We start from the raw sequence: 24,683 nt of genomic DNA, 5'->3' as shown, positions 1-24,683 counted from the left end.
CGCCCGCCTGTGAGTGGAAGTTTCGTCTGAGCGTGGGGTGTGGTCGTGGCCGCTGTGCCTGCTGAGGTTCACCAGAAGAAGCGCAACGTGCTGGGGGTCCTGGTGGACGCGACCGACTACGCGTCGGCCACCGGGCAGATCCTGGCCGCCGCGCGGGAGGGCCGGCCCTACGCAGTCACCGCCCTGGCCGTGCACGGCGTGATGACCGGAGTCCAGGATCGGGCGCACGAGGCCCGGCTGAACTCCTTCGACCTGGTGACGCCGGACGGGCAGCCGGTGCGCTGGGCGCTCAACCTGCTGCACGGCGCCGGGCTGACCGACCGGGTCTACGGCCCGACGCTGACCCTCAAGGTGGTCGAGCAGGCCGCGGCCGAGGGGCTGCCGATCTACCTGTACGGCTCGACCCAGCCGACCCTGGACCGGCTGGTGCCGGCCTTGCTCGAGATGTTCCCGGCCCTGAAGATCGCAGGGGTGGAGGCGTCCAAGTTCCGCAGCGCGCTGCCTGGCGAGGAGCTGGAGATCGCGGAGCGGATCAAGTCGTCCGGCGCCCGGATCGTGCTCGTCGGCCTGGGCTGCCCGCGGCAGGAGGTCTTCACCTACGCGATGCGTCCGCATCTGGACATGCCGCTGCTCGCCGTCGGCGCGGCCTTCGACTACCACGCCGGCCTGCTGAAGAACCCGCCCGCGTGGATGCAGAAGTACGCGCTGGAATGGCTGTGGCGACTCGGCCTGGAGCCGAAGCGGCTGTGGAAGCGGTACATCCTGCTGAACCCGGCGTACCTGACCCGGCTGGCCGCGCAGAAGTCCGGCCTCTGGAAAGCGACCCCGGCCGTACCGACCGGCGAGACGGTGCACAGCTTCGCGGTCTGAGTTTCAGATCATCCGTGCTTTCGGGCACGGATGATCTATTCGGACGGAAGTGCCATCCGGCAACCGACAGTGGGTCGTAGGTCACACTGGGGAGCACCGGTTTGTCCACTTAGGCCGCACCACCTGGCACTCTGCGAATGTTTGTCAGAACGCAGCGTCACCGGGCTACCCCTACGGGTGGGCGCTGGGGGCAAATCCCGGTTTCCTGACGTGCGCGCAGGGTGAACGCTGTCGATGTGAACACCGCTGTGGACGTGATTCTGATCGGCACTCTCGCCGCCGTCTGGCTGACCGCCGGGCTGCTGGCCGACGGGCTCCCGACGGCCGGCACCGCGCTTCTGATGCGCCGGCGGGCTCGCCTGCTCGCCGTCCTGGTCGCTACCGGGGCGGCGGTGTTCATCGCGGTGCCGGTGGCCACCGCTCTCACCCCGGGCACCTCGTCGGCACCCCTGGCCGCGCTGCTCCCCGTCGTGCCGGCACTGATCGTGCTGACCCTGGGCGTGCGCAAGCTGGGCTGGGTGCGCCGCGGGGCGGGCGCTTTCGCGACCGCCCCTCTCGCTCCGGTGCCACCCGCCCTGCGGGCCGCCGCGGCGCATCCGCTGATCGCCGCCCCGCTGCAGATCACCGGCCTGGCCGCGATCGTCGCCCTGCCGATCGCCGCCGGAGTGGTCGACCTGCCCGGCCGCGGCGTGCCCAGCACCACCGGCTTCGCCGGCCTCGTCGCCGTGGCACTGATCCTGCTCGCCGTCGCGGTCATCGCGATCGGCATCCGCGCAGCCCTGCGCCACAGCCGGCTGGCCCCGCTGGTGATGGCCCCCCTGGACCGCGCACGCCAGCGCGTCCGCGCCGGCGTGCGGTGATGCTTGAACCGTGCCCCGCGTGCATTGCGCCCGTCGATGTCGAGAGGTCCGAAAACGACCACGCTTCGCTAGGCGTTTTCGGGCCTCGTGGCATCGACCCCTAGGGGCGCAATGCCGCCGAGCGGAGCGAGGCCATGGGCTCAGATCTGCCTCTTGGCTTCTTGAACGTAGAGAAGCTCCAGGATGGAGCGGGCGGCCTCGAACCAGCGGTCCAGCCAGTCGGACTGCGGGAGGGTGCCGCGATCCGGCAGCTCCAGGAGCAGGCCGCGCAGCAGCGGGTGGTCCGCCATCGAGAGGTTCGCCGGCGTGCCGTCGCTCCAGGCCGCGGCGGAGAAGACCGGCTCGGTCAGACCCTGCAGGTCCAGGGAGGGCAGCTTGGCCGCCCGGTCCAGAGAGCTGGTCGGGTCGATGTCGTGCAACCGCGACTCGAGACTGTGCGAGCGGGCTTCAAGACTGTGTGACCGCGACTCGAGGCTGTGTGACCGCGGCTCGGTGCTGTGCGACCGCGACTCGAGGCTGTGTGACCGCGACTCGATGCTGTGCGAGCGGGCCTCGATGCTGTGCGACCGTCCGGGCGACCGGGTCGGCAGACCCGAGCTCGCCCGCGACAGCAGCTCGCCGTCGGTGTAGTCCCCGTTCAGTGCCTCACGCCGGCCCTGCCGGTATGCGCTCACGCCCCCGCTGAACCGGTCCTGCGCCGTCGACGAACCGCTACTGAGGTTCTCCGAACCAATCGTCATCTTTATGCCTTGCCTCGTTGAAGATCCGCCCCGGCCCGATCAGCGCAGTCCGGTCCGCGCTTGGAACATTCAACGAGGCGCGTCGCACCTGGCGACGGTAAAAACGGGCAAATAGCCCCGGCCGACACGTCGGTGCAGGTCAACGCGTCGGCCCGGAAAGCACGACAAAAGATCGAACAGCGGTTCAGAGGTCGAACTCGCCGTCCTTGGCGCCGCCGACGAAGGCATCCCATTCGGCCTGAGTGAAGATCAGCGCCGGCCCGGACGTGTTCTTGGAGTCACGCACCGCGATGGCGTCACCGACGAACGCCACCTCGACACAGTTGTCGCTGTCCGCGCCGCTGCGGGCGCTCTTGAACCACTTCGCGTCGCTCAGATCGACTCGGAGACCTTTGACCTGGAATTCCACGATCGCTCCTCACCTCAGGGGTACCGATCCCGGCGGATTTCACCATGTGCCGCCGACGGATCGATGAGACCGTTCTGAATCCAGTAACGACCCTGTGTGCGACGAGTCGCGGGGGTCTTCCGTTCGGGTTAGTTCGATCGGGCAAGTTGGATCCTGGCAGCTCAGCGGCTTTTAGCCAGCGATTGTCAGCGTTTCATGGTTAATGTCCGAAATGATCTGAGGATTGTGGATCATGCGGTGATATCCGTCCAGATCGCCGTCACCTGCGTAACCTTCGTGATCACGGAGCGACGTGCCATGATCACAAAGAATCACCAAAGAAGGACATGCAACTTGCATCGACGACACTGGTGGTGCAATCTTTCCGTACGGCTTGCATCACGCAACGTTCTTAGGTGATGTGGCCAAGTCCGACGAAACACCCGAAACAAACGTCCGACATGGGGCGCCGAGCCACCAGGAGTCCCACTTGGACTTCCCCCCGAGACCTGGGTGGCGGGATCGGCGATGGTGACGTTCTGCAACCACCTTCGATGATTGGCATTGTCGAAGGCTTGCAAAGGTGCATGAGCCGGGCAGACTGGTGCATCTGTGTCACAAGTCAATCCAGCTACTCCATCAGGCAAAGAGTCTCAGGGCAGGAGATGACGTGCTTCTTCCTCGGTCCGGTGATGTCATCCACGTGACTAAGGCGGCGAGTGTCCAATTCGCATCACCGATGCTCTTCCGGGTCATCCGGGTCCATGACTGGCCGACGTACGAAGGCTGGGTCTGGCTCGACGGCTACGAGCTCAACTCGGCCGGTGACGCCGTCGAACGACGCTCCATCTTCGTACAGGTCAGCGGTCTGCGGCCGGTCGGGAAGGCTCCCGATCCACGGGCCCGCAACGCCCGTCAGCCGGCCACGCGTCCGAACGCGGCACCCGCTCGGTCGGTTCGTACCCACCGCTGAGCCAACCCGACGACGAGGGCTTTCTCAGTCCTCGCCGGGCCCGGCGGAGGCGCCACCGGCCGGCGCCGTCGTCGTCGAGGCCGGGTCGCCGGTCTGCTCGGCCGCGACGACGAGGGTGATCCGGGTGTCCGGCGGGACCAGCTGGCCCTCGACCGGATCGCTGTCGATCACGGTGCCCGGTTCCGCGTCACTGACTCGATAGATCACCCGATAGCCCAGGCCGGTGCGGTCCAGGGCGGCTTTTGCGTCGGCCAGCGGCATCCCGCGCAACGCCGGCACGGCCGCCTCGGTCGAGGTCGGTTCGGTGGTCGGCACCGTGCTGACCGGCGGTTCTGTGGTCGGCGGGGTGGTCTCCGCGGTCTGCGCCGTCGTGGTCGTGGTCTGCGCCGGAGTCGGCTGCGGTGTATCCACCTCCGCGCCGGAGTTCTGCACGATCACATAGATTCCGTACGCGAGCAGAGCCACGAGTGTCAGCCCCACGATGCCGAACACGATCGGCATCCACCAGCGGCCGGGCGGTTCCTCCTCGGGCGCGATCGTGGCCCAGTCACCACCGCTGGCCGCGGCCTGCTCCGGTCGTGGCGCGCGCACCGCCGCGCGGCCGGTCCACGCACTGTCGTCGGCGCCGCGCGGATCCGGATCCCAGTCGCCGGCCGCCGCCATCGGACGGGTCTCCGCGGCGCTGGTGTCCCCCGATCGGGGCCCGCCGGACGGTTGATTCCGCGACGCCTGCGGCACATCGGCGACGGTGTCGTCCACGGCCGGCATCGGACGGGTCTCGTCCGGCCGCGGCTCCTGGCCGTCCCGGCCCGGCTGGCGCTCGTCCGGCATCTCCGTTCCCTCCGCTCCGTGCACCCACGATCGTCGCAGCGTCAACGTATCGAATCTTGGGCCCGACCGGGGAGATCCGCACCTGAGGAGACCCGGAGGTCCGGCCCGGACGGGTATTTCGCGGACATCGGCAACGGCCAGTACAGTGCCCGGCATGGCCGAGAAGGGCTGGACAGCACAGGCCGGCGCGGCGGCCGGAATCGCCGCCGGCGCGGGCGCCGCACAACTGGGTCTCGGCTACGGCCTCGGCGTCATCGAGTGGCCGGTCACCGTGACCGCATCGGACAGCACCTGGTTGAACAGCCTCGGCTGGGCCACCTGGATCACCGCGAGCGCGACAGTGCTGGGCGCGGTGCTCGCCGGTCGGCTGCGCGACGACCGCCCCGGGCGCTGGCGTGCCCTCTGGCGGTTCGCCCTGTCCGCTTCGGCGGCGCTGGGCGCGCTGGTCTCGGTCGCGCTCGTCGCGCTGCCGGCCCGCTCCGCAGTCCGCACCGACACCCTGTCCCCGCAGCTGGTGGCCGTCGGGTACGCCCTGATCGGCCTGGTCGCCGGGGTGGTGGTGGCGTTCTGGGCGGTCTCCTCCGGCCCGGTCGCGGCGAACCTCCTCGGCACCGCCGCCTGGCTCTGGGCGCTGGCCGTCGCCGGTGTCGTCGCCGAGCTGATCAGCGGGCGTGACTTCGCGACATACCTGACCAGCTGGCAGTTCGCCGAGGCGCAGAGCCCGGTCCGGTACGGCGGGATCTACTGGCCCAGCGCCGCGCTCACCCTCGTCGCCGCGTTCGTGATCGGGCTGGCGATGGCCTGGCCGGCCGCCCGTCGTGGTCAGCTCGGGCTGGGCGCCGCGACGTCCGGTGCCGTCGGGCCGTTGCTCGTCGCGATCTCGTTCCTGTCGTTGGCGCCGCTGCTGACCGAGGCGGCCGGGCCGCTCCAGTCGGCTTATCTGATCGCGCCGTACGCGGTGCTCGCCGGCCTGGCCGGGTCGGCACTGACCGTCTCCATCGGTCAGGCGCGTCGCAAGCGCCTGGCCCGGAACTCGCCGGATGGTCCGCAGCCGGTGCCGGCCCTCGGTGCCGCACCGGCGGGTTCCGCGCCGTCTTCCGGGGCGCCGTCGGCCGAGGGCGCGCCGGGTGCCGCGGTCGGCGTGGCCAAGCCGACCGGCCGGGTCTCGCCGCGGCCGGCCACCGCGCCGGTCCCGCACACTCCGCCGGCCGGGCCGTCTCCCTCGGCACCGTCTCCCTCGTCGCCTTCTCCCTCGTCGCCTTCTCCCTCGTTGTTCGCCGCGGAAAGTTCGAAGTCGCCGGCCACCGTAGGAAGTTCCGTGTCGACGCGGAAGGCGCCGACCGTCGTGGAAAACTCGACGTCGGCCCGGAAGACGCCGACACCCGTGGACAGCTCCGCACTCGCGCGGAAGACACCACCGGTCGTGGAAAGCTCCGCGTTGTCGCGGAACATGCCGACGGCCGCCGAGAGTTCGGCGGAGACCGAGGCGGCGGGGGAGAGCTCGGTGGAAACGCCGGCACCTCGGCGGCGCTGGCTCTTCGGCCGGCGTCAGCCGGTGGAGGCCACACCGGAACCGACAGTCGAAACGACCGAGCCGGAGACTTCGGGCCGGAGCCGCAAGCCCCGGGCCAGCAAGAACGAACCCGCCGTCACAGGATCGGCCGCGACGGGATCGACCGCCACCGGATCGGCCGCCGGATCGGCCGCCGGATCGGCCGCGGAAAAGACGGCTGCAGGAAAGCCGGGCGCCGACAAGCCTGCCTCGGCGAAGCCGAGCGGCGAGCGACCGACGGCGAAACCGACCGCCCGACCAGCCGCGCGACCCGCTGACAAGCCGACCCCGCCGCCGGCCGACGAGGGCTTCGGTGACTCCGAACTCGCCGCCGCGGCCCGGCCCAGCAAGAACGCCGCCGCCAAACGGGCCGCGATCCGCAAGGACGCCGCGAACCGTTCCACGATCACCCCGCCCCCGGCCAACCCCACGGTCGCCCGGATCAACCCCAAGGACTAAGCCGGGTCGGGTGGCGCACGCCGGACCGCGGCGACCGGCTGGCACGGCCAGGTGTGCACCGGCTCGTTGAGGTGCTGCAGGTCGAGATAGCGCAGGGTCATCTCGCGCAGCGCGGTGCCCCGGTTCCGGCCTCGGTCCTCGGCTGCCCGCACCGCGGCGGTCTGCCAGGTCGACCCGTTCCGGCCGGTCCGGCAGCGGCCCTCGATGATCCCGAGCAGCCGATCACGCTCCGCCGGATGCACCCCGAACCGGTCCAGTCCCTCGTAGGCCAGCGGCAGCAGCGTCTCCTGGACCAGCTCGGTGACACCCACCTCGCCCAGCCCCGGCCAGCACATCGTGGCGTCCAGTCCGTGCCGGGCGCCGGATCGGAAGTTCGCGGCCGCGGTGGCGAACTCGAGCCGCGACCAGATCGGCCGCTCGCTCTCGGCCAGCCGGCGCACGACTCCGAAGTAGAACGCCGCGTTGGCCAGCAGATCCACCACGGTCGGCCCGGAGGGGAGCACCCGGTTCTCCACCCGCAGGTGTGGTCGCCCGTCCATCACGTCGTACACCGGGCGATTCCACCGGTAGACGGTGCCGTTGTGCAGGCACAGCTCGTGCAGCCGCGGTATGCCGCCGCCGGCACGGACGGCCACCGGATCCTCCTCGCTGAGCAACGGCAGCAGCGGCGGGAAGAACCGGACGTTCTCCTCGAACAGGTCGAAGACCGAGGTGATCCAGCGCTCGCCGAACCAGACCCGCGGGCGTACGCCCTGTGCCTTGAACTCGTCCGGGCGAGTGTCGGTGGCCTGCTCGAACAATGCGATCCGGGTCTCCGCCCAGAGCCGGCGCCCGTGCAGGAACGGCGAGTTCGCACCGAGGGCGACCTGCGCGCCGGCCACCGCCTGTGACGCGTTCCAGTACCTGGCGAACTCCTCCGGCGGCACCTGCAGGTGGAACTGGCAGCTGGTGCAGGCCGCCTCGGGCACGATCGTGCCGCTCGCGCTGCGCAACCGTTCCACGCCGCGGATGTCGACCGGGAAGTGCTCGCCCCGGGCCGCGACGATCTCGTCGTTCAGGGCACGGAACCGCTCGTTGTCCGACAGGTTCGCCAGGACCAGGTGCTCGGGTGTCAGGGTGGGCAGCATGCCGATCAGGGCGAGGCGGCTGTCGGCCTTCCCGGCGCGCTCCCCGGCCGTACGCAAAGCTTCTGAAATGTCTTTTTCGAACGCGCCAAAACCGTCCGGAGCGATCTTTCGAGGCGGCGCGTTGAACTCGATGTTGAAGCGCCCCAGCTCGGGCTGGAACCGCGAATCGCCCAGGTCGGCCAGCAGCTCGGCGTTGCGCATCACCGGCTCGGCGTCCGCGTCGACCAGGTTGATCTCGATCTCCAGCCCGGTCATACCGGTGCCGGTGTCGAACACGTCGGCATCGAGCAGCCCGTCCAGAACGTCCAGGCATCGATGCACCTTGCGCCGATAGCGGATCCGATCTTCAGGCGCGAAGACCGATTTCGCCAGATCTTTGCCCATGTGCCCTCCCATGACGGTCAGGGACGAACGGACGTCGATCACCACACTGTGAACAGACGGATACTGTCGGTCCACCTTCGCAGACCGAGACGAGTACCGCCAGACGAGTCGAGGCGCCACCGGAAACCGGTGACGCCTCGACTGTGGACTACGCGAAAGATCAGGCCTGCAGGATGGCTTCGCCCTCGATCTCGATCTTGACCTTCTTGCCGATCATCACGCCGCCGGTCTCCAGGGCCATGTTGTAGGTCAGGCCCCAGTCCTCGCGGTCGATCTCGGTGGTCGCGCTGAAACCGAAGAGGTGCTGACCATACGGGCTGGTGGTGGCGCCCTCGAACTCGACGACCAGCTCGACCGGCTTGGTCACGCCCTTGATGGTGAGCTCACCGTCGAGGACGAACTCGGTGCCGGCGTGCGACTTCACACCGGTGCTGCGGAACTCGAGGGTCGGGTACTTCTCGGCCTCGAAGAAGTCGCCGGTGCGCAGGTGGTTGTCGCGGTCGACGTTGCCGGTCGCCACGCTGGCCGTGGTGATCGACGCGGTCACCGAGGACTCCAGCGGGTTCTCCGCGACGGTGATGGTCGCGGTGGCCTCGGAGAACTGCCCGCGGACCTTGCTGACCATGAGGTGCTTCACGACGAAGCCGACCCGCTTGTGCGCCGCGTCCAGCTCGTAGGTGCCGGCGGCCGGGATCTGCAGACCTTCGAACTCACGAGTACTGACGGTCATGACTTGTCCTTTTCTCGAAGCGTGCGGTGCGGGATGCTTGTCTGACGGAGCAACTATATGCTGAGCAATATTCCCTGTGTCAAGTGCCTGTTAGAGTCGACAGGGTGAACACCGATCTGGACGACCCTCGCCTCACCGCGGTCGGCCTGCTTGCCGAGGCCTACACGGGTCTGATGAACCGTCTCGCCACACAGTTCGAACAACACCGACTCTCCTCCGTCGAGTTCGAGGTGCTGACGCGCCTCGCCCGTTCGCCCAGCGACCGGCTGCGCATGACCGATCTCGCCGGGCAGACCACCCTCTCCACCAGCGGCGTCACCCGGGTCGTCGACCGGATGGAACGCGACGGCCTGGTCCGCCGGGAGGCCTGCCCGAGCGATCGGCGCAGCTCCTACGCGGTGATCACCGAGGCCGGCCAGGACCGGCTCGCCCAGGTCCTGCCTGGTCATCTGGAGCTGGTCCAGCGCTGGTATGTCGGTCTGCTCCCGGAAGGCCGGCTCGACGACCTGCTCGACTCACTCCGGACGATCCGGGACGCGGTCAACCCGTGCGCCACGGCGGGAAGTGCAGAAACGGTCACGCAGGCCTGATCAAGGTCATCGCGATCAGGGTCGTCGCGACCGGCAGAACCACCGGCAGAACGGACGAATTCCGTGGTCGGCGGGCGACGCCGGACTACTGTGGCGGCCCAGGGGGATGCGGCGCGATCGAGGCGACGAACGGGGCTTTCGGGGGAGTCTTCGTTCGCGTCGCGTACGGGCGCGGTGTAGCTGCGACGGGCGTCGCGTGGGGGGCACGAAAGACGCCGGTTGCGCACGCCGCGCCCGACCTCCCGGCTACGGCGCCAGGTCCGGGACGACGTGGTCGGCCAGGTGATCGGCGACGTCGAGGAGCAGGCGGTCATACCGCTTCCGGGCATCCTCCCACTCTCCCGCAGCGGCGGCCTCTCCGGTGGCAAAATCGCGGACTGCGGCGGGCAGCCGGAACCGGACCACGTCGTCGCCACTCACGGTGAGCAGGCCCAACGCGATCAGCCGGTCCAACATGTGCACCACGTCGACGCGATCGTCGTCCGATGTGTCCAGCAGCGCCTCGCCGAGCCCTCGCGACCAGCGGTGCCGGAACACCGACCACACGCGCAACGCCCGCTGCTCGACGGGCGACAACAGCCGGTAGCTCTCGGCCACCACGGCACGCAGCGGCGCCACCGGCTCGGCGTAGTAGGTAAGGATCTCCGACACGGACAGCACCCGGCCGCGGGCCGCGGCCAGCTCGATCGCCAGCGGAAGGCCGCCGAGCCGACGGACCAGCGCCGCGAGCGGCGCGATCTCATGCGGTGCCAGGCGGGTGCGGCGCACACGGCCCAGCCGCTCCAGGAAGAGACCCACTGCGGGGTACGGGATCAGCTCGTCGACCGTTTCCGCCTGCGACATCGGCGGCGGGGCGGCCAGCGGAGCGACCGGTTGAATCAGTTCGCCGCGCTCACCGGTGAGCACGGTGGCCGGCTCACGTGCTCGGCGGGCGGTGGCCAGGAAGCGCAGCCGGGGTATCTGCTCCAGCAACGTCGCGAGCACCTCGGCGACGACCTCCGGCGCCCGGTCCACCCCGTCCACGAGCAGCAGCGCGGGCCGATCGCCGAGATGACCGGCCAGCAGCCCGGGAGCGGTCGCGCCGAAGCCGATCGCCACCCCGTCCAGCAGCTCGCCGGCCGTGGCGTCGTCGGGGACCACAACCGCGGCCACCCCGCCCGGATACCCGCCGGCCAGCCGGTGCGTGGCGGCCATCGCGAGACTGCTCTTGCCCACCCCGGCAACACCGACCAGGGTCACCCCGCGTGGCCCGCCGTCGGTGGCGTTCGACCCGCCGTCGGCAGAAAGCCGGGCGAGGATCCCGGCAAGATCAGCGTCCCGGCCGATCAGCTCGTCGGTGGGCGGTGTCCGCAGGAACGGGGTCGGCGCGGAATGCCCGGACACACCGGTCAGCGCGGAGTCCACCAGCACCTCGTCGGCCGGGCGGCCCCGAGCTGCGGCCAGGAAAGCGGCCTGGTCAGAACCGGACAGACCCAACGCCTGAGCCAGCAGCTCGGCGGTCGTTCGCTGCGGCCGGGAAGCACGGCCGTGCTCCAGGTCACGGACCGTGCGGACGCCGATCGCGGCGCGGGCGGCCAACTCCTCCTGGGTCAGGCCGGCCCGTCGCCGGTGATCGCGCAGCACGGCGCCGAACCCGTGCCGGGGACGCTGATCGGACGCCATGCTGCGAAACTAGGCACACTGATCGATCCGAGTGAACCCGGAAGCCCGTTTTGTCGACAAGCGGACTCCGAGTATCAACCGTCGATCTACAGCCCGAGACCGCGAGCGATCAGCATCCGCTGCACCTCGGACGTACCCTCGCCGACCTCGAGGATCTTGGCGTCGCGGTAGAAGCGGCCGACTGCCGACTCGTTCATGAAGCCGTACCCGCCGTGCACCTGGGTGGCGTACCGGCTGTTCTCCATGGCGGCATTGCTGGCGTTCAGCTTGGCGATCGCGGCGTACCGCTTGAAGTCGTCGCCGGCCAGCATCCGGGCGGCCGCGTCGTAATAGCCGAGGCGGGCCACGTGCGCGCGCAGGTCCATGTCCGCGATCAGGAACTGGACGGCCTGGTTGTCGCCGATCGGGTGGCCGAACGCGGTGCGCTGCTTCGCGTACGACACCGACTCGTCGACACAGCCCTGCGCCAGGCCGACGGAGAGCGCGGCGATCGCGATCCGGCCCTCGTCGAGGATCCGCAGGAACTGGGCGAACCCACGGCCCCGCTCACCGAGCAGGTTCTCGGCCGGGACCCGGACGTCGTCGAACGAGAGCTCGTGGGTGTCCGACGCGCACCAGCCGACCTTGGAGTAGCCCGGCGCCACCGTGAAGCCGGGTGTACCGGACGGCACGATGATCGTGGAGAGCTCCTTGCTGCCGTCCGGCTTGATCCCGGTGACCGCGGTGACCGTGACCAGCACCGTGATGTCGGTGCCGGAGTTGGTGATGAACGCCTTGGTCCCATTGATCACCCACTCGCCGGTCGACTCGTCGAGCACCGCGCGGGTGGTGGTGCCGGCCGCGTCCGAGCCACAGCCGGGCTCGGTGAGACCGAAAGCGGCAAGCGCCTCACCACTGAGCAGCTGCGGGAGCCACTGCTTGCGCTGGGCCTCGGTGCCGTACCGGAAGATCGGCATGGCGCCGAGGGAGACCGCCGCCTCCAGTGTGATGGCGACCGAACTGTCCACTCTGGCCAGCTCTTCCAGGACGAGACAGAGCGCGAAGTAGTCGCCGCCCATGCCGCCGTACTCCTCCGGGAAGGGCAGGCCGAACAGGCCCATGGCGCCCATCTGACGGATCACATCGTACGGAAAAGTCTTGTTTTCATAATGTTCGGCGATCACCGGCGCCACCTGCTCGCGAGCGAACTGCCGAACGCTGTCCCGAAGGTCTGTCAGCTCGTCGCCGAGCCGGAAATCCACCATTACCGGACACCTGTCCCTAGACCGGAGTGACGCCGTGGCGGCGACGGGAGAACGAGCGGTCCTTGCCACGCGCGGCGGAGAAGCGCCGGATCAGCTCGGCCCGCAGATCGCCCGGTTCCACCACGGCGTCCACGACGAGTTCGCTGGCCAGGCGCATGATGTCGATGTCGCGCTCATACTCGGCGCGGCGCTCGGCGACGAAGGCGGCCCGGGCATCCGGGTCCTCGATCGCCGCGATCTTGTTGGCGTACACCGCGTTGACCGCGGCTTCGGCGCCCATTACCGCGATCTTCGCGGTGGGCAGGGCGATGGTGGCGTCCGGCTCAAATCCCGGACCGGCCATCGCGTAGAGCCCGGCGCCGTACGCCTTACGCACCACCACGCAGATCTTCGGCACTGTGGCCTCGGAGATCGCGGTGATCATTTTTGCGCCGTGCCGGATGATGCCCTGCTTCTCCACCGCGGAACCGACCATGAAACCGGGCACGTCGGTGAGGAACAGCAGCGGGATGTTGAAGGCGTCGCAGAGCTGCACGAACCGGCTCGCCTTGTCGGCCGAGTCGACGAAGAGCACGCCGCCCTTGAACATCGAGTTGTTGCCGAGGACGCCGACCACCTCGCCGTCCAGCCGGGCGAAGCCGACGGTCAGCTCGCGCGCCCAGAGCGCCTGGATCTCGAAGAACGAGTTCTCGTCGACCAGGCCCTTGACGTACTTCCGCATGTCGAACGCCTGGCGCTCGCTGGCCGGGACCAGCGCCGCGAGGTCGGCGCCGGACGGACCGGCGACCGCCGCCGCGGGCGGCTGCTGCGTCCAGTTGGACGGAACGTACGACAGGTAGGTGCGCACCACGTCGAGCGCCTCGCGCTCGGTCTTGCACAGGAAGTGCCCGACGCCCGACTCGGCGCAGTGCACCCGGGCACCGCCCATCGCCTCGAGCGTGGTCTTCTCCCCGGTGACCATCTCGACCATGCGGTCGGATCCCAGGTACATGCTGGCGTTGCCCTCGACCATGGCGACCACGTCGCAGAAGGCCGGGATGTAGGCGCCACCCGCGGCGGACGGCCCGAACAGCGCGCAGATCTGCGGAATGGCGCCGGAGGCACGGACCTGGGTGTGGAAGATCTTGCCGGCGCCGCGACGGCCGGGGAAGAGGTCGACCTGGTCGGTGATCCGCGCGCCGGCCGAGTCGACCAGGTAGATCATCGGGATGCTGAGCTGGTACGCCCGCTCGATGATCCGGACGATTTTCTCCACCGTGCGGGCGCCCCAGGAGCCGGCCTTGACCGTGGAGTCGTTCGCCATCACGCACACGTCGCGGCCGTCGATCCGGGCGACTCCGGTGATCACACCATCGGCGGGCAGTCCGTCGGCCAGACTGTTGGCGTAGATCCCGTCCTCGACGAACGAACCCTCGTCGGCCAGGAGCGCGATCCGTTCACGGGCGAAGAGCTTGCCTTTCGCCGCGTTAGCGGCGTGGTACCGCTCCGCGCCACCGGCCAGCACACGCTTGCGGACCTGCGCCAGCGCGTCACTGTCCATGGATGCACTCCCCGCTCGAGACCCTTGACGACCGTCAGGGTTAACGATCGTTAGGCTATCCCAGAACGTGGACCGGCGGCAACGACGAACGGGAGCCCCGCCGATGCTGGGGCTCCCGTTCACGCGTCACCGCGCCGAAGGATCAGTGTCAGCGCAGGCTGTCGAGCAGGTCGAGACCGCCCAGGCTGCCGGTCAGGTTGCTGACCGACGCCGACTCGACGGTCTTGCGGCCACCGGTCTTGTCGCCGTACTTGTCGTCCTTGACGTCGCCGTAGCCCTTGTCACCCTTGTCGCCCTTGACGTCGCCGGTGTCGGTGTCGTCAACGTCGTCGTCCTGGACGTCGCCGTAGCCGTTGTCGTCGTCGTTCACGTCGACCGGGGTCTTGTTGCTGTAACCCTTGTCGTCGTTGACGGCGGCCGGCTTGTCACCCTTGTAGCCGTTGTCGCCGCGGACGCCGCCCTTGTCGCCCTTGTCCTTGCAGGTGCAGTTCTTGTCGCCCTTGACGTGGCCGTGGCCGTGACCCTTGGCCGGCTTGACCCAGTGGCCGCCGTCGTCACCGATGCGGTTCACGCAGACCGCCGACGCGCTGGACGCGCCGAACAGGCCACCGAACGAGTTGCCGCAGACGTTGATCGGGGCGATGATCGGCGCCGCGTACTGCGTGCCGTTCAGGAACCCGATGTTGCCGAAGCTGCTCTGGTTGATGCCGCTGTCCCAGCCGTGGCCCCACGGGTCCCGGCCGGCACCGTGGCCCCACGGACCGCGGTCGTTGCCGTGGCCCCAGTGGTTGCCGTTGTCGTTGCCGTGACCCCAGCCGCCCTGGCTGCCGCCGTTGCCCTGGCCACTGTGGCCGCTCTGGCCGCCGCTGACCTGCGCCATCCGGCCGGTGGCACCGATGAAGTTGCCACAGGTGGCCTGCGCCGAGGAGATCCCGAAGATCGAGGTCGAGTTGCCGCACTGGTTGATCGGGATGGTGATCGGCACGGCGATCTGGTTGCCGTTCAGGAAGCCGACGTTGCCGCCGGACGACTGGCTGATCCCGCCGCCGTGGCCACCCTGGGCGACCTGGCCACCCTCGATCCGGTTGACCCCGCCACCCTGGGCCGAGCTGATCCCGAACAGGCTGTCCGCGTTGCCGTTCATGTTCACCGGCACGGTGACCGGCACGGCGATCTGGGTGCCGTTCAGGAAGCCGACGTTGCCGCCGGAAGCCTGGTTGATCCCGCTGCCGCCCTTGCGGTACGAGCCCTCGGCGACCCGGTTGACGCCGGCGCCGGAGGCCTTCGAGATGCCGCCCAGCGCGAGGGCGTTGCCGTTCATGTTCATCGGGGCGTTGACCGGCATCGCGAACTGCGTGCCGTTCAGCGCGCCGAGGTTGGTGGACGTGATCTGGGTGATCCCGTCCTGGCCGGCGCCGGACGAGCCGAGACCGGCCTGTGCGGCGGCCGGGGCGAGCAGCAGGGCACCGGCAGCCATGATCCCGACGCTCAACGTCTTACGAACCCACGTCTTCTTCATGAGAAAAGTGATGCCTTTCAAAAATGGTCAGCAAGGGTTTTCCACGTATTCAATTAGCTGGTTCCAGAACATCGATTTTGGGCGCAGCGGTGCCCTGGCTCGATTTCTCCGGCCTCCTCTGGAGGCGTGACGGCGCGGTGCCGTGATGGTCGCTCCTCAGGCCCCACACGATTCGCCGCTTGTACGCAAACGGTTCGGGAATCGTCGGGCCCGGTCGAGACGGCTGCGTGAGACGCACCGCCGAGGCCATCACTGGTCAGGTGGCGCTAGTCAGGTGAGACGGTCGGCGCCTCGGCGTCATGCCGCCGGGCGTCGACATCGGGTGCGACCGGACAGCGGTGGCAGGCCACCGGGCCGTTCACGATCCCGCCCGGAAGAACGGCTGACGAGCCGCTCTCCGTGGATGCTCCCGGCCCACCGGCCGGGACACCGCTGACTGCCCCGAGGTTCATCCGCGCAGGCGCGGGTCCGTCGCCGTCGGGCACGGTCTCCCGGATCGCCACCGACGCAACCGGCCGGGCGGCCGGGGCATGCCGATGGACGTGTGACCGGGAGTGGGCCTTGGCGCGCCGGGCCGGTGAATGACCGGCCGGGGCGCGCGAGACCCGGATGCTGCTGCGTGCCGCCGCACCGCCGGTACCGCTCGCAGCCGGGTGTTCCGGCAGCTCAGCAGCGGTCCGTTCGGTCACGGCGTCGGCCACCAGGGCCTTCGGTACGCCGGCCGGCACAACCATCACCGGCACGGCATCAGCCGTGTCGCTCCCCGGCTCGGCCCGTTCCTGGTCGTCCGCATCTCCGCCACTGGTACGCAGCGGCGCGGTCGCCGGTCGCCGGACCTCGTCGAAGAGCTCCACGTCGATCGCGGGCTCGTCCTCGTCCACCGTCTCGGACGGCACTCCGTCCGAGCCGGTCGGGAAGGTGAGAACGCGATGGGTCTCAGGTACGGACTCCAACGGCTGGACGGCCGCCTTCAGGAGTTCGCTCACCACGTATTCGTTTCCGGTCGCCGGCTCCGCATCGTCCGACATGGTCCCGAGCTGGAAGCCGGAGTCCGGCTCACTGTCGGTTCCCGCGGCGTGTGCGGCGGCGCCGGTGAGCAGCCAGGCCGCCCCGGCCAGGCCACTGATGACGAGTGCACGCAGGGCCCACCGGGATCCGGTGCGTCCGGCGCGGCGCTCCGTCCGCCGCTCCGCCCCCTGGCTGTGGGGCGGCATGAGCGGGGAGCTGCCGGGGGCGTCCGGCACGAACCGGGACGCCGTGCGCGGCTTGCGCTCGACCCTCCAGCCCGGCATCGGATCCACCCCTCGTCGTCGGCCTTGCGGCGCTATCAGATCCATTTAGTACGGATCAGTTCCTCTTAGTGAGGAACAGGCGATATCGGCCACTCGGTATTGGTAACGACGTGAGCTCGCGGAAAGTCACGCGACCAAATCAGAAATATGATCGCGGGAACGGGCCGAAGAATCACACGAGACGGGTACGCGGTCCGGCCCGGAGGACCCCGGACGTAAGGCGACGGCCGACCAGACGTTCGGCCAGTTCGGCGGTCGCTATCAACCGATCCAGATCTATTCCGGTGTCGTAGCCCATGTCGTGCAGCATGTGCACCACCTCTTCGGTGGCCACGTTGCCGGACGCTCCGGGCGCGTACGGACACCCGCCCAGCCCGCCGGCACTGGCGTCGAACTCGACGATCCCGAGCTCCAGCGCGGTCACGATGTTGGCCAGCCCGGTACCCCGGGTGTCGTGGAAGTGCAGCAGGTCCGGTCGTACCTCGGAGAGCAGGTCGCGGACCCGGCGCGGTGTCGCCATCCCGGTGGTGTCGCCGAACGCGATGCGGTCCGCGCCGTCGGCGCGGACCCGGGCCACGATCTCCGCCACCCGCGTCGGCGCGATGTCCCCCTCGAACGGACAGCCGAAGCTCGTCGCGACGATCACCTCGAGCGTCGCGCCGGCCGCGTGCACCAGCGGGATCAGCCCGGCGATGTCGTCGAGCGAGTCGTCGGTGGTCCGGTTGAGGTTGCGCCGGTTGTGGGTGTCGCTGGCCGAGACCACCACCTCGATCTCCCGCAGCCCGGCGGCCAGGGCCCGCTGCGCGCCCCGGGTGTTCGGGATCAGCGCGGAGTACCGCACGTCCGGGTTCCGGGTGATCCGCGACCAGACCTCGTCCGCGTCGGCCATCTGCGGGATCGCCTTGGGGTGCACGAACGAGACCGCCTCGATCCGCCGCACACCGGTGCCGCTCAGCGCGTCGATCAGCTCGACCTTGCCGTCGGCCGGGATCGGGTCCTCGTTCTGCAGGCCGTCGCGCGGCGCGACCTCACGAATGCTGATGAACGTCACGGCTCACCTCACACCCTTACGCATCCGGGAGACGATCGCGGTGTCGTAGTCGCCGGAGCGGAACTCGTCGTTCTCCAGCAGCTCGGCGAAGAACGGCAGGTTGTTCTTCGGTCCGACGATCTCGAAACCGGCCACCGCGGCACGGGCCTTGGCCAGCGCATCCTCGCGGTCCGTACCGAAAATGATCAGCTTGGCCATCAGCGAGTCGTAGTGCGGAGTGACAGTGGTGCCCTCGGCATAGCCGGAGTCCACCCGGACGCCTTCGCCGGCCGGTTCCACCCACGTCGCGACCTTGCCGGGGCCGGGGAGGAAGCGCTTCGGGTCCTCGGCGTTGATCCGCAGCTCGATCGCGTGGCCCGATTTGTCGTTACTGACGACCACGTCCTCGCCACTGGCGATCCGCAGTTGCAGCTCGACCAGGTCGATGCCGTGGATCAGCTCGGTGATCGGGTGCTCGACCTGCAGCCGGGTGTTCATCTCCAGGAAGAAGAACTCGCCGGTGGCCGGGTCGAGCAGGCACTCGACGGTGCCCGCGTTGCGGTAGCCGACCGCCTCGCCGGCCTTGACCGCGGCGCTCAGGATCCGCTCGCGCAACTCCGGGCCGACCGCCGGGGACGGTGCCTCCTCGACCAGCTTCTGGTTGCGGCGCTGCACCGAGCACTCCCGTTCGGACAGTGCGATCACCCGGCCGTCGGCCAGGCCGAGGATCTGCACCTCGACGTGCCGCACTCGGGGGAAATACCGCTCCAGCAGCACCGATCCGTCGCCGAACATCCGCTCGGCGAACGCCTGCACCTTGCCGAACTCGGTACGCAGGGCGGCCTCGTCGGCGGCGACACCCATACCCATCCCGCCACCGCCGGCCGCCGCCTTCACCATCACCGGGTAACCGATCTCCCCGACCGCCGCGACCGCGGCGTCGACGTCGGCCACCGGCTCGGCCGTGCCGGGCGCGACCGGCACGCCGGCCGCCGCCATCAGGTTGCGAGCATTGATCTTGTCGCCCATCGCGGTGATCGCGTCAGCGCCGGGTCCGACCCACACCAGGCCGCTTGATGCGACGGTACGGGCGAAAGCCGCGTTCTCACTCAGGAAGCCGTAGCCGGGATGGATCGCCTGCGCACCGGTCGCCTTGGCGGCAGCCAGCACGGCCTCGACGTTGCGATAACTCTGCGCCGGGTTGGCCGGGCCGATGCAGACGGCTTCGTCGGCCTCGGTGACGAACGGCAGGTCGGCGTCGACGTCGGAGTGCACCGCGATGGTGCGGATGTTCAGGCGTTTCGCCGTGCGGATGATCCGGCGGGCGATCTCGCCACGGTTGGCAACGAGCAGCGACTCGATCATGAGGCTCCCTGGATGGCGGTTTGCCGACCTGCCCTGTGGGGCTGGTCGGTGTTCCGTGGCCGGCAGGGTGACCGGTGGGCCTCCCGCAGGCCGGTGTCGTTCCTATCCTCTGTTCTACCTGCAGTTCTTGCTGCGTTTTACCGCGGACCGCAGGCTTGGTTCTGCCGCCGGCCGCGGGCTAGGTCTCGCCGCCGGCCGTCGGTTTTCAGCGGCCGGTCAGGGCGTGCAGGGTGGCGTCGCGCAGCAGGTCGGCCCGCCGGCGGCGCTCCACCTCGCCGCCCAGGAACGGCGTCGAGTTCATCAGGCCGAACGCGGCGTGCGCCAGCACCCGCGCCTCGGCCGCCTCCAGCTCCGGGCGCAGCAGGGTGAGCACACCCACCCACTCCTCCACATAGAGCCGCTGCAACCGGCGGATCTGCCGGCGTGGCTCCTCCGGCAACCGGTCCAGCTCGTGCAGGTGCAGGGCGATCACGGCCGGGTTGGCCAGCGCGAACTCGACGTGGAAGTCGATGAGGTCGGCGAGCGCCGCCTCGGCCTCGGCCGGATGGCGGGCGACGCGTTCCCGGCCGCCCTCCAGCAGGCTGTCGCTGACCGGGATCAGCGCGGCGACCAGCATCGCCTCCTTGCCGGCGAAGTGGTGATACAACGCCGGGCCGGTGACGCCGGCCGCCGAGCCGATGTCGTCCATGGAGACCCCGTGATAGCCGCGGGACGCGAAGAGTCCGACCGCGATCTCGAGGATTTCATCGCGGCGCGACCGCCGCCGAGGCGCCGGCGGGGTCGTCCGGTTCCGCTGATCTACCGTCGTCACGACGCAACTCTAACCCGCTGTCAAGGGTTCGCTTAACGGTCGTTCAGCCGATCGACTTCTGCCCGGGCCTCGTCGTACAACTCCTCGGCGTCCGCATCCTCCGGATTCCGGGCCCGGACCGGCGACAACAGGGCCACCGCGCCGGCCGCGTCCCCGCCGGCGAGCAGGGCCCGTGCCTGCAGGGTGGTCACCCGATCGGCGTCGTCGTCCGCACCGATCAGGCGCAACCGTTCGGGGGCGCCGGCCAGATGCGTGGTGGCGTCGGCGTGCCGGCCGCGCCGCAGGAACATGCTGCCCACCTCGAACGCGAAGATAGACCGACCCCACTGCACGGCGGGCTCGTCCGCGAGCTCCACCGGGAGTTCCGCGTACCGGCGGGCCACCAGGCCGATCAGCTCCTCCGCCTCGGCGACCTGATCGGCGTAGTTCAGCGCCATCAGCCGGCGGCGCAGCACCCGCAGCTCGCCGGCCGGATCGCCGGCCTCGCGCAGCGACGCGGCCGCGGCCCGGAAGGTTCCCGCCGCCTCGGCGTCCCGGTCCAGCTTGTAGAGCAGGTCACCGGCCTCCTCAGCGATCTGACCCCGCCCGGCCGGGTTGTCGGCCAGCAGCTCGATCAGCTCCCGGTACAGCTCCAGGGCACGGCCGGTGTCGTCAAGATCACGGTAGATCCCGGCCAGCAGGAACCGGGTGTCGTTGGCCGGCTCGGCGAGGCCCAGCCGCTCGAACCCGAGCAGCGCCTCCTCGGCCACCTCGGCCGCCTCCGGCAGCCGCTCGGCCAGCCGGTACGCCTGCGCCAGATCCTGCCGGGCGAACGTGCCGGGCTGGTCCAGCTCCTGCTCGGCGCAGACCGCGACCGCCTCGACCAGGTCGTCGATCGCGTCACCGGGCCGGGCGAGGGCCATCAGCGCCCGCCCGCGCAGCATGTGACCGACCAGCTCGGCGCCGGGCACCCCGGTCGTCAGCGACTCGGTCATCGCGGTCACCACCTCGGCCGGGTCCTCGGCGAGCTGGCCGTAGAACGTCGCCGCCTCGGCGCTGGACCGGGCCGGGCCGTGCTCCCGGTAGAAGTCCCAGGCCTCCCGGGCCGCCGCGCGGGCCTCATCGGTGCGCTGCGCCGCGCCCCGGTTACGCGCCCGGAGCAGGGCGTGGTGCGCCAACCGGCGGGGCTCACCGTGCGCGACGGCGTGCTGGTCGGCCCGGTCGCCGGCGTCGTTCGCCTCGGTCAGCAGATCCAGCGCGAAATACATCGTGGACATCCGCAGCCAGGCGGTCGCCCGGTCCCGGTCCGTGCCGTGCGCGTCCTGGTGCGCGACGTCGGCGCGGATCACGGCCAGCACCTCGTCGGGGTCACCGAGCCCGGCCCGGCTGCGCTCCATCGCGATCCGGGCCCGCAGGCCGCTGACCTTGCCGGGCTCGCCGGTCTGCTCGAACGCCGCGGCCGCCTTCTCCCAGGCCGCGATGGTGTCCGCGTGCTCGTCGCCGGGAAGCTGGATGCCGCGGAACGTCCAGAACCGGCCGGCCAGCCGCGGGTCGGCGGGCTCCGGGAAACGGGCCCGGTACGCGTCGAGCACCAGCCCGAACGCGACCTGGTCGTCCTGCTCAAGGTGCTTCTCGGCCAGGTCGAGCAGCTCGGGCTCGGTGCCCTCGGCGGGGATCTCCACCGGCGGCTCGGCGGGCTGCGGCTGCTTCGCCACGACGGCGGGGGAGCGGCGGGCCGAGGGGGACAGCGGCACGTCGACGCCGTACGGCTGCTCGGCCATCAACGCGGTGATCATCTCGCTCTGGTGGGTGGTGCCGTTGCGGGTGTCGAACCGGGCGGCCAACTCGGTCGCGAACGTGGTCAGCTCGCCGGCCAGTGCCTCCGCGGTGACGTCGGGTCGCCCGCTGCGGCGAATCAGGGTGTCCCCGTGACCGATAACGGTCACCCGGCGCAGCAGCGTGACGGCGGCCGCCGCGAAGTTCATCCCGGCGGCCGGCGACGGCGCCCGGTCCAGCCAGTCGATGTGCCGTTGCAGGATCTCCAGGCCGCGGGCCTCGTTGCCGGTGCGGGCACAGAACCGGATGTGCTCGCCGATCGCCCACAGGTCGGCCAGGTTTCCGCGCTGACCCAGGTAGGAGCGGCGGTGCGCGTCCGCCGCGTCGTCCGGGCGGCCGGCTTTCAGGTACGACACCATCAGCTCGCCGAGGATGCCGTGCGGTTGCTCGACACAGGACAGATGCCCGGTCAGCACCGGGGCGGCCAGCTCCACCGCGTCGGCGTGCCGGCCGCGCTGGTTCAGGTACTCCACCTGGGTGTTCGGGTCACAGCCGGCGCAGTCGGAGAGCGAGTTGCGGGGCGCGGCCTTCCACTTCTCGTACCACTCGTCAGCGGCGGCCGCGTCGCCGATGTGGTTGGCGACGATGTAGCGGTGCTTGTAGACGGGCTGCAGGCCATGGCCGCTCTCGCGGTACCGCCGCTCCATGTCCTCGAGCACCGAATACGTCCGGGCCAGCGGCACCTCGGGAAACTCGGTGAGCGCGTTGACCATCGTCTTGAACAGCCACAACAGGTTGTGCGACCAGTTCCGGTGGTAGTCCTGCGGGTTCCGGTCGAAGTCGCTGACACACCAGGAGAAGGTGGCGAACGCCTTCACCGACTCGCCGCCGTAGATGTACGCGTTCGTCGCGAACAACCGGGTGTAGAACGCCAGTGCCGGGTCACCGGCACCGTCGACCTGCCGCAGCACCTGCTCGGCCAGCGCGATCTGCGCCGCGCCGTACGGAAGGTCCTCGGCCTCGCTCAGCACCGCCCACAGCTCGTCGGACGTCTTCACCGGGTCTCCTCCTCGGGAACGGCCCGGTCCAGCAGGCCCAGGAACGATGTGGTCAGCAGGGCCGCGTCGGCCGGCCGGATCGGGTGGTGGCCGAGCAACAGGGCCTGGCCGTAGAGCGACTCGACGGCGAGGGCGGCGAGCTCGGGGTCGCCGATCGCGGCCACCCGGCGGATCAGCGGGTTGCGGTGGTTCAGGACCAGCTGCGGCCGGTCGTTCGGCACGGTCTGCGCGAGCGCGTCGAGCACCCCGCCCCACAGGTCGTCGGCCTGGTCACGGCTGGTGGTGAACTCGTCGTGGAACGCCGCGGCGCGGCTCACCAGATAGAGCGCGGGGAGGGTGACCGGGTCGAAGACGCGGACCACCACCTCGCAGCCGAGCCGGTCCAGGCGGCGCTGGGCGGTCGACAGGAACGGGCGCAGGCGCAGCTCGGTCGCCGCGTCGACGGCGGTGAACCGGGTGGTCAGATCGGTCGGGTCGAGGCGCTCGACGCGGATCTCCGGGTCGCTGGCGGCCAGGCGCTCGATCAGGTCGGCGTCGTAGACGTACCCGCCGTTGATCAGGCCGATGTCCTGGGCGGCGGCGACCGCGGCGAGCTGGCGGAACTCGTCGGCGGTGGCGGCGTACCGGAGCACACCGAACCGGGCCCGGAAGTCGGCGAGGGTCAGCTCGCCCATGTTGGTCTGCATCGGGTACCACTGCTCGACCAGGCGCAGCATCTCGTCGTCGTGCAGGGCCAGCGCCTTCACACCCAGGTGATGGATCTGCAGGAACTGGGCGAGCCGGTGCGGGTCGGTCGTGGCGAGCCGGACCAGCCAGCCGCGCAGCTGGTCGGCGATCGCGTCGCGGGTCTCGGCCAGCATGCCGTCGTCGTAGAGCGCCTCACGGCTCGCGGTCGGGCGCAGCTCGGTGCTGTCCACGACACAGCGGGCGAAGAACGCCCAGTCCGGGAGCAGACCCTCCACGTTCTCGGAGAGCAGCATGCGCTTGAGGTAGACCCGGTGGCCGCCTCGGCTGGCCGGGTTGACCGGGGTGGGCAGCACAAACGCGGCGCCGGTCAGGCCGGAGCCGGGCACGTTCAGCTCGATCACGTCGAACGGGCGGAAACCGAGCGTGGCCTGCGAATATTCACTCCGCTCCTGGGGCGCGAGGGCCCAGGGGAGTGCGCCGGTGGTGACCCGGCGGCCGTCGACGGTCACCTCGACCGGCAGCAGCGAGCCGTAGAGCTCGGCGAGCTCGGTCACTGTCGCGCCGGTCAGGTAGTGCTCGGCGCCGCGGCGCGGGGTCAGGGTGACAGTGGTGCCCGGCTCCCGCTCGGCACCGGGTCGCACGTCGTAACGCCCGTCGGAATACCCGGTCCAGAGCACCGGGGCGGACCCCTCGCGCCGGGTGTGCACCACGATCTCGTCGGCGACCAGGAAGCAGGAGAGCAGTCCGATGCCGAACTGGCCGAGGAACTCATGGCGGGCGAACCCCAGCTCGTCGCGTTTCGAGCTGCGGCCGATGGTGGCGAGCAACTCGTGCACCTGCGCCTCGGTCAGCCCGATGCCGTTATCGGTGATCCGCAGCGTCGCACCGGTGACGATCTCGACCCGGCCGGCGTGCCCGGCCCCGACCGCGGTGATCGCATCGACGGCGTTCTGCAGCAGCTCGCGGACGTAGACGCGGGGGCTCGCGTAGAGGTGGTGGCTGAGCAGGTCGACGATGCCCCGTAGATCGACCTGGAAGGTGTTGCTCACGGCGTCGCACGGTACCGGGTCCGTCCGACAAAAACGGGTCTTTATCGAGGTTCCGCAACGTTGCGCTCCCGGTCGCCGGCCAATCCCGGCCCCGAGGTCGCTCTCACCCGGCCACCCGCCACACCCGGCGACTTCCTGATCCGGCCGCTTCGCGGGGCGCGAGGCAG

General features: G+C 70.0%; 20 protein-coding genes. 5 read left to right on the top strand and 15 right to left on the bottom strand.

The annotated features are described in order from the left end of the window. The first annotated feature begins 54 nt into the window (after positions 1-54). Both Apa02nite_RS13710 and Apa02nite_RS13705 read left to right on the top strand, forming a co-directional pair. Positions 55-870, top strand: a complete 816-nt coding sequence (locus Apa02nite_RS13710) for a WecB/TagA/CpsF family glycosyltransferase (protein WP_067702173.1) — start codon at positions 55-57, stop codon at positions 868-870. Positions 871-1,106: 236 nt separating this feature from the next. Continuing rightward, complete coding sequence (locus Apa02nite_RS13705) at positions 1,107-1,730, top strand: hypothetical protein (protein ID WP_239164303.1); 624 nt, start codon at positions 1,107-1,109, stop codon at positions 1,728-1,730. A 140-nt stretch (positions 1,731-1,870) separates the two neighbouring features. On the opposite strand, the gene Apa02nite_RS52215 is transcribed toward Apa02nite_RS13705, so the two are convergent. Beyond that, positions 1,871-2,149, bottom strand: coding sequence for a hypothetical protein (locus Apa02nite_RS52215; RefSeq protein ID WP_373872932.1), 279 nt, complete (start codon positions 2,147-2,149; stop codon positions 1,871-1,873). 505 nt (positions 2,150-2,654) lie between these two features. Next, entirely contained in the window at positions 2,655-2,879 is a 225-nt protein-coding gene (locus Apa02nite_RS13695) for a DUF397 domain-containing protein (protein WP_067701898.1), read from the bottom strand. A gap of 649 nt (positions 2,880-3,528) precedes the next feature. On the opposite strand from Apa02nite_RS13695, the gene Apa02nite_RS13690 reads away from it, so the two are divergent. Then, entirely contained in the window at positions 3,529-3,831 is a 303-nt protein-coding gene (locus Apa02nite_RS13690) for a hypothetical protein (RefSeq protein ID WP_203825336.1), read from the top strand. Between the two features lie 24 nt (positions 3,832-3,855). Here the strand turns inward: Apa02nite_RS13690 and Apa02nite_RS13685 are convergent, their stop codons facing one another. Next, positions 3,856-4,662, bottom strand: coding sequence for a Stk1 family PASTA domain-containing Ser/Thr kinase (locus tag Apa02nite_RS13685; protein WP_203825335.1), 807 nt, complete (start codon positions 4,660-4,662; stop codon positions 3,856-3,858). A gap of 154 nt (positions 4,663-4,816) precedes the next feature. On the opposite strand from Apa02nite_RS13685, the gene Apa02nite_RS51020 reads away from it, so the two are divergent. Beyond that, positions 4,817-6,673, top strand: coding sequence for a Hansenula MRAKII killer toxin-resistant protein 1 (locus tag Apa02nite_RS51020; RefSeq protein WP_239164302.1), 1,857 nt, complete (start codon positions 4,817-4,819; stop codon positions 6,671-6,673). Here Apa02nite_RS51020 and Apa02nite_RS13675 read toward each other — a convergent pair. Together Apa02nite_RS13675 and Apa02nite_RS13670 are read right to left on the bottom strand one after the other, a co-directional pair. Then, positions 6,670-8,184, bottom strand: coding sequence for a glutamate-cysteine ligase family protein (locus Apa02nite_RS13675; RefSeq protein WP_203825334.1), 1,515 nt, complete (start codon positions 8,182-8,184; stop codon positions 6,670-6,672). The two genes, Apa02nite_RS51020 and Apa02nite_RS13675, sit on opposite strands and share 4 nt — an antisense overlap. A gap of 160 nt (positions 8,185-8,344) precedes the next feature. Beyond that, entirely contained in the window at positions 8,345-8,914 is a 570-nt protein-coding gene (locus Apa02nite_RS13670) for a YceI family protein (protein ID WP_203825333.1), read from the bottom strand. A gap of 104 nt (positions 8,915-9,018) precedes the next feature. On the opposite strand from Apa02nite_RS13670, the gene Apa02nite_RS13665 reads away from it, so the two are divergent. Next, entirely contained in the window at positions 9,019-9,504 is a 486-nt protein-coding gene (locus Apa02nite_RS13665) for a MarR family winged helix-turn-helix transcriptional regulator (RefSeq protein ID WP_203825332.1), read from the top strand. A 246-nt stretch (positions 9,505-9,750) separates the two neighbouring features. On the opposite strand, the gene Apa02nite_RS13660 is transcribed toward Apa02nite_RS13665, so the two are convergent. From Apa02nite_RS13660 to Apa02nite_RS13615, 10 genes are all read right to left on the bottom strand, one after another. Beyond that, a complete protein-coding gene (locus Apa02nite_RS13660; RefSeq protein WP_203825331.1) occupies positions 9,751-11,166 on the bottom strand; it encodes a helix-turn-helix domain-containing protein in 1,416 nt (471 codons plus the stop codon). 86 nt (positions 11,167-11,252) lie between these two features. Further along, complete coding sequence (locus tag Apa02nite_RS13655) at positions 11,253-12,407, bottom strand: acyl-CoA dehydrogenase family protein (protein WP_198171191.1); 1,155 nt, start codon at positions 12,405-12,407, stop codon at positions 11,253-11,255. Between the two features lie 19 nt (positions 12,408-12,426). Then, entirely contained in the window at positions 12,427-13,950 is a 1,524-nt protein-coding gene (locus Apa02nite_RS13650) for an acyl-CoA carboxylase subunit beta (RefSeq protein ID WP_203825330.1), read from the bottom strand. A gap of 148 nt (positions 13,951-14,098) precedes the next feature. Next, complete coding sequence (locus tag Apa02nite_RS13645; RefSeq protein ID WP_203825329.1) at positions 14,099-15,469, bottom strand: chaplin family protein; 1,371 nt, start codon at positions 15,467-15,469, stop codon at positions 14,099-14,101. Positions 15,470-15,735: 266 nt separating this feature from the next. Continuing rightward, positions 15,736-16,761, bottom strand: coding sequence for a hypothetical protein (locus Apa02nite_RS13640; RefSeq protein WP_203825328.1), 1,026 nt, complete (start codon positions 16,759-16,761; stop codon positions 15,736-15,738). A gap of 172 nt (positions 16,762-16,933) precedes the next feature. After that, on the bottom strand, positions 16,934-17,812 hold the full coding sequence (locus tag Apa02nite_RS13635) for a hydroxymethylglutaryl-CoA lyase (RefSeq protein ID WP_203825327.1): 879 nt from the start codon (positions 17,810-17,812) through the stop codon (positions 16,934-16,936). A 3-nt stretch (positions 17,813-17,815) separates the two neighbouring features. Then, positions 17,816-19,156, bottom strand: coding sequence for an acetyl-CoA carboxylase biotin carboxylase subunit (locus Apa02nite_RS13630; protein ID WP_203825326.1), 1,341 nt, complete (start codon positions 19,154-19,156; stop codon positions 17,816-17,818). A gap of 205 nt (positions 19,157-19,361) precedes the next feature. Then, positions 19,362-19,967 (bottom strand): TetR/AcrR family transcriptional regulator, encoded by a 606-nt coding sequence (locus Apa02nite_RS13625; RefSeq protein WP_203825325.1) that lies wholly within the window; start codon positions 19,965-19,967, stop codon positions 19,362-19,364. 32 nt (positions 19,968-19,999) lie between these two features. After that, positions 20,000-22,780, bottom strand: a complete 2,781-nt coding sequence (locus Apa02nite_RS13620; RefSeq protein WP_203825324.1) for a tetratricopeptide repeat protein — start codon at positions 22,778-22,780, stop codon at positions 20,000-20,002. Beyond that, positions 22,777-24,516, bottom strand: a complete 1,740-nt coding sequence (locus Apa02nite_RS13615) for an HSP90 family protein (protein WP_067701942.1) — start codon at positions 24,514-24,516, stop codon at positions 22,777-22,779. Before Apa02nite_RS13615 ends, Apa02nite_RS13620 begins: the two co-directional genes overlap by 4 nt. Between the last annotated feature and the right edge of the window lie 167 nt (positions 24,517-24,683).

The sequence above is a fragment of the Actinoplanes palleronii genome, assembly GCF_016862315.1.
Taxonomy (GTDB): domain Bacteria; phylum Actinomycetota; class Actinomycetes; order Mycobacteriales; family Micromonosporaceae; genus Actinoplanes; species Actinoplanes palleronii.
This window is presented reverse-complemented; position numbering and strand designations above follow the sequence as displayed.

Bases quoted from the DNA above. Each gene is read 5' to 3' on its own strand.
- Apa02nite_RS13685 (WP_203825335.1), bottom strand. From the start codon at position 4,662: ATGCCGGACGAGCGCCAGCCGGGCCGGGACGGCCAGGAGCCGCGGCCG.
- Apa02nite_RS51020 (WP_239164302.1), top strand. From the start codon at position 4,817: ATGGCCGAGAAGGGCTGGACAGCACAGGCCGGCGCGGCGGCCGGAATC.
- Apa02nite_RS13675 (WP_203825334.1), bottom strand. From the start codon at position 8,184: ATGGGCAAAGATCTGGCGAAATCGGTCTTCGCGCCTGAAGATCGGATC.
- Apa02nite_RS13670 (WP_203825333.1), bottom strand. From the start codon at position 8,914: ATGACCGTCAGTACTCGTGAGTTCGAAGGTCTGCAGATCCCGGCCGCC.
- Apa02nite_RS13660 (WP_203825331.1), bottom strand. From the start codon at position 11,166: ATGGCGTCCGATCAGCGTCCCCGGCACGGGTTCGGCGCCGTGCTGCGC.
- Apa02nite_RS13650 (WP_203825330.1), bottom strand. From the start codon at position 13,950: ATGGACAGTGACGCGCTGGCGCAGGTCCGCAAGCGTGTGCTGGCCGGT.
- Apa02nite_RS13645 (WP_203825329.1), bottom strand. From the start codon at position 15,469: ATGAAGAAGACGTGGGTTCGTAAGACGTTGAGCGTCGGGATCATGGCT.
- Apa02nite_RS13640 (WP_203825328.1), bottom strand. From the start codon at position 16,761: ATGCCGGGCTGGAGGGTCGAGCGCAAGCCGCGCACGGCGTCCCGGTTC.
- Apa02nite_RS13630 (WP_203825326.1), bottom strand. From the start codon at position 19,156: ATGATCGAGTCGCTGCTCGTTGCCAACCGTGGCGAGATCGCCCGCCGG.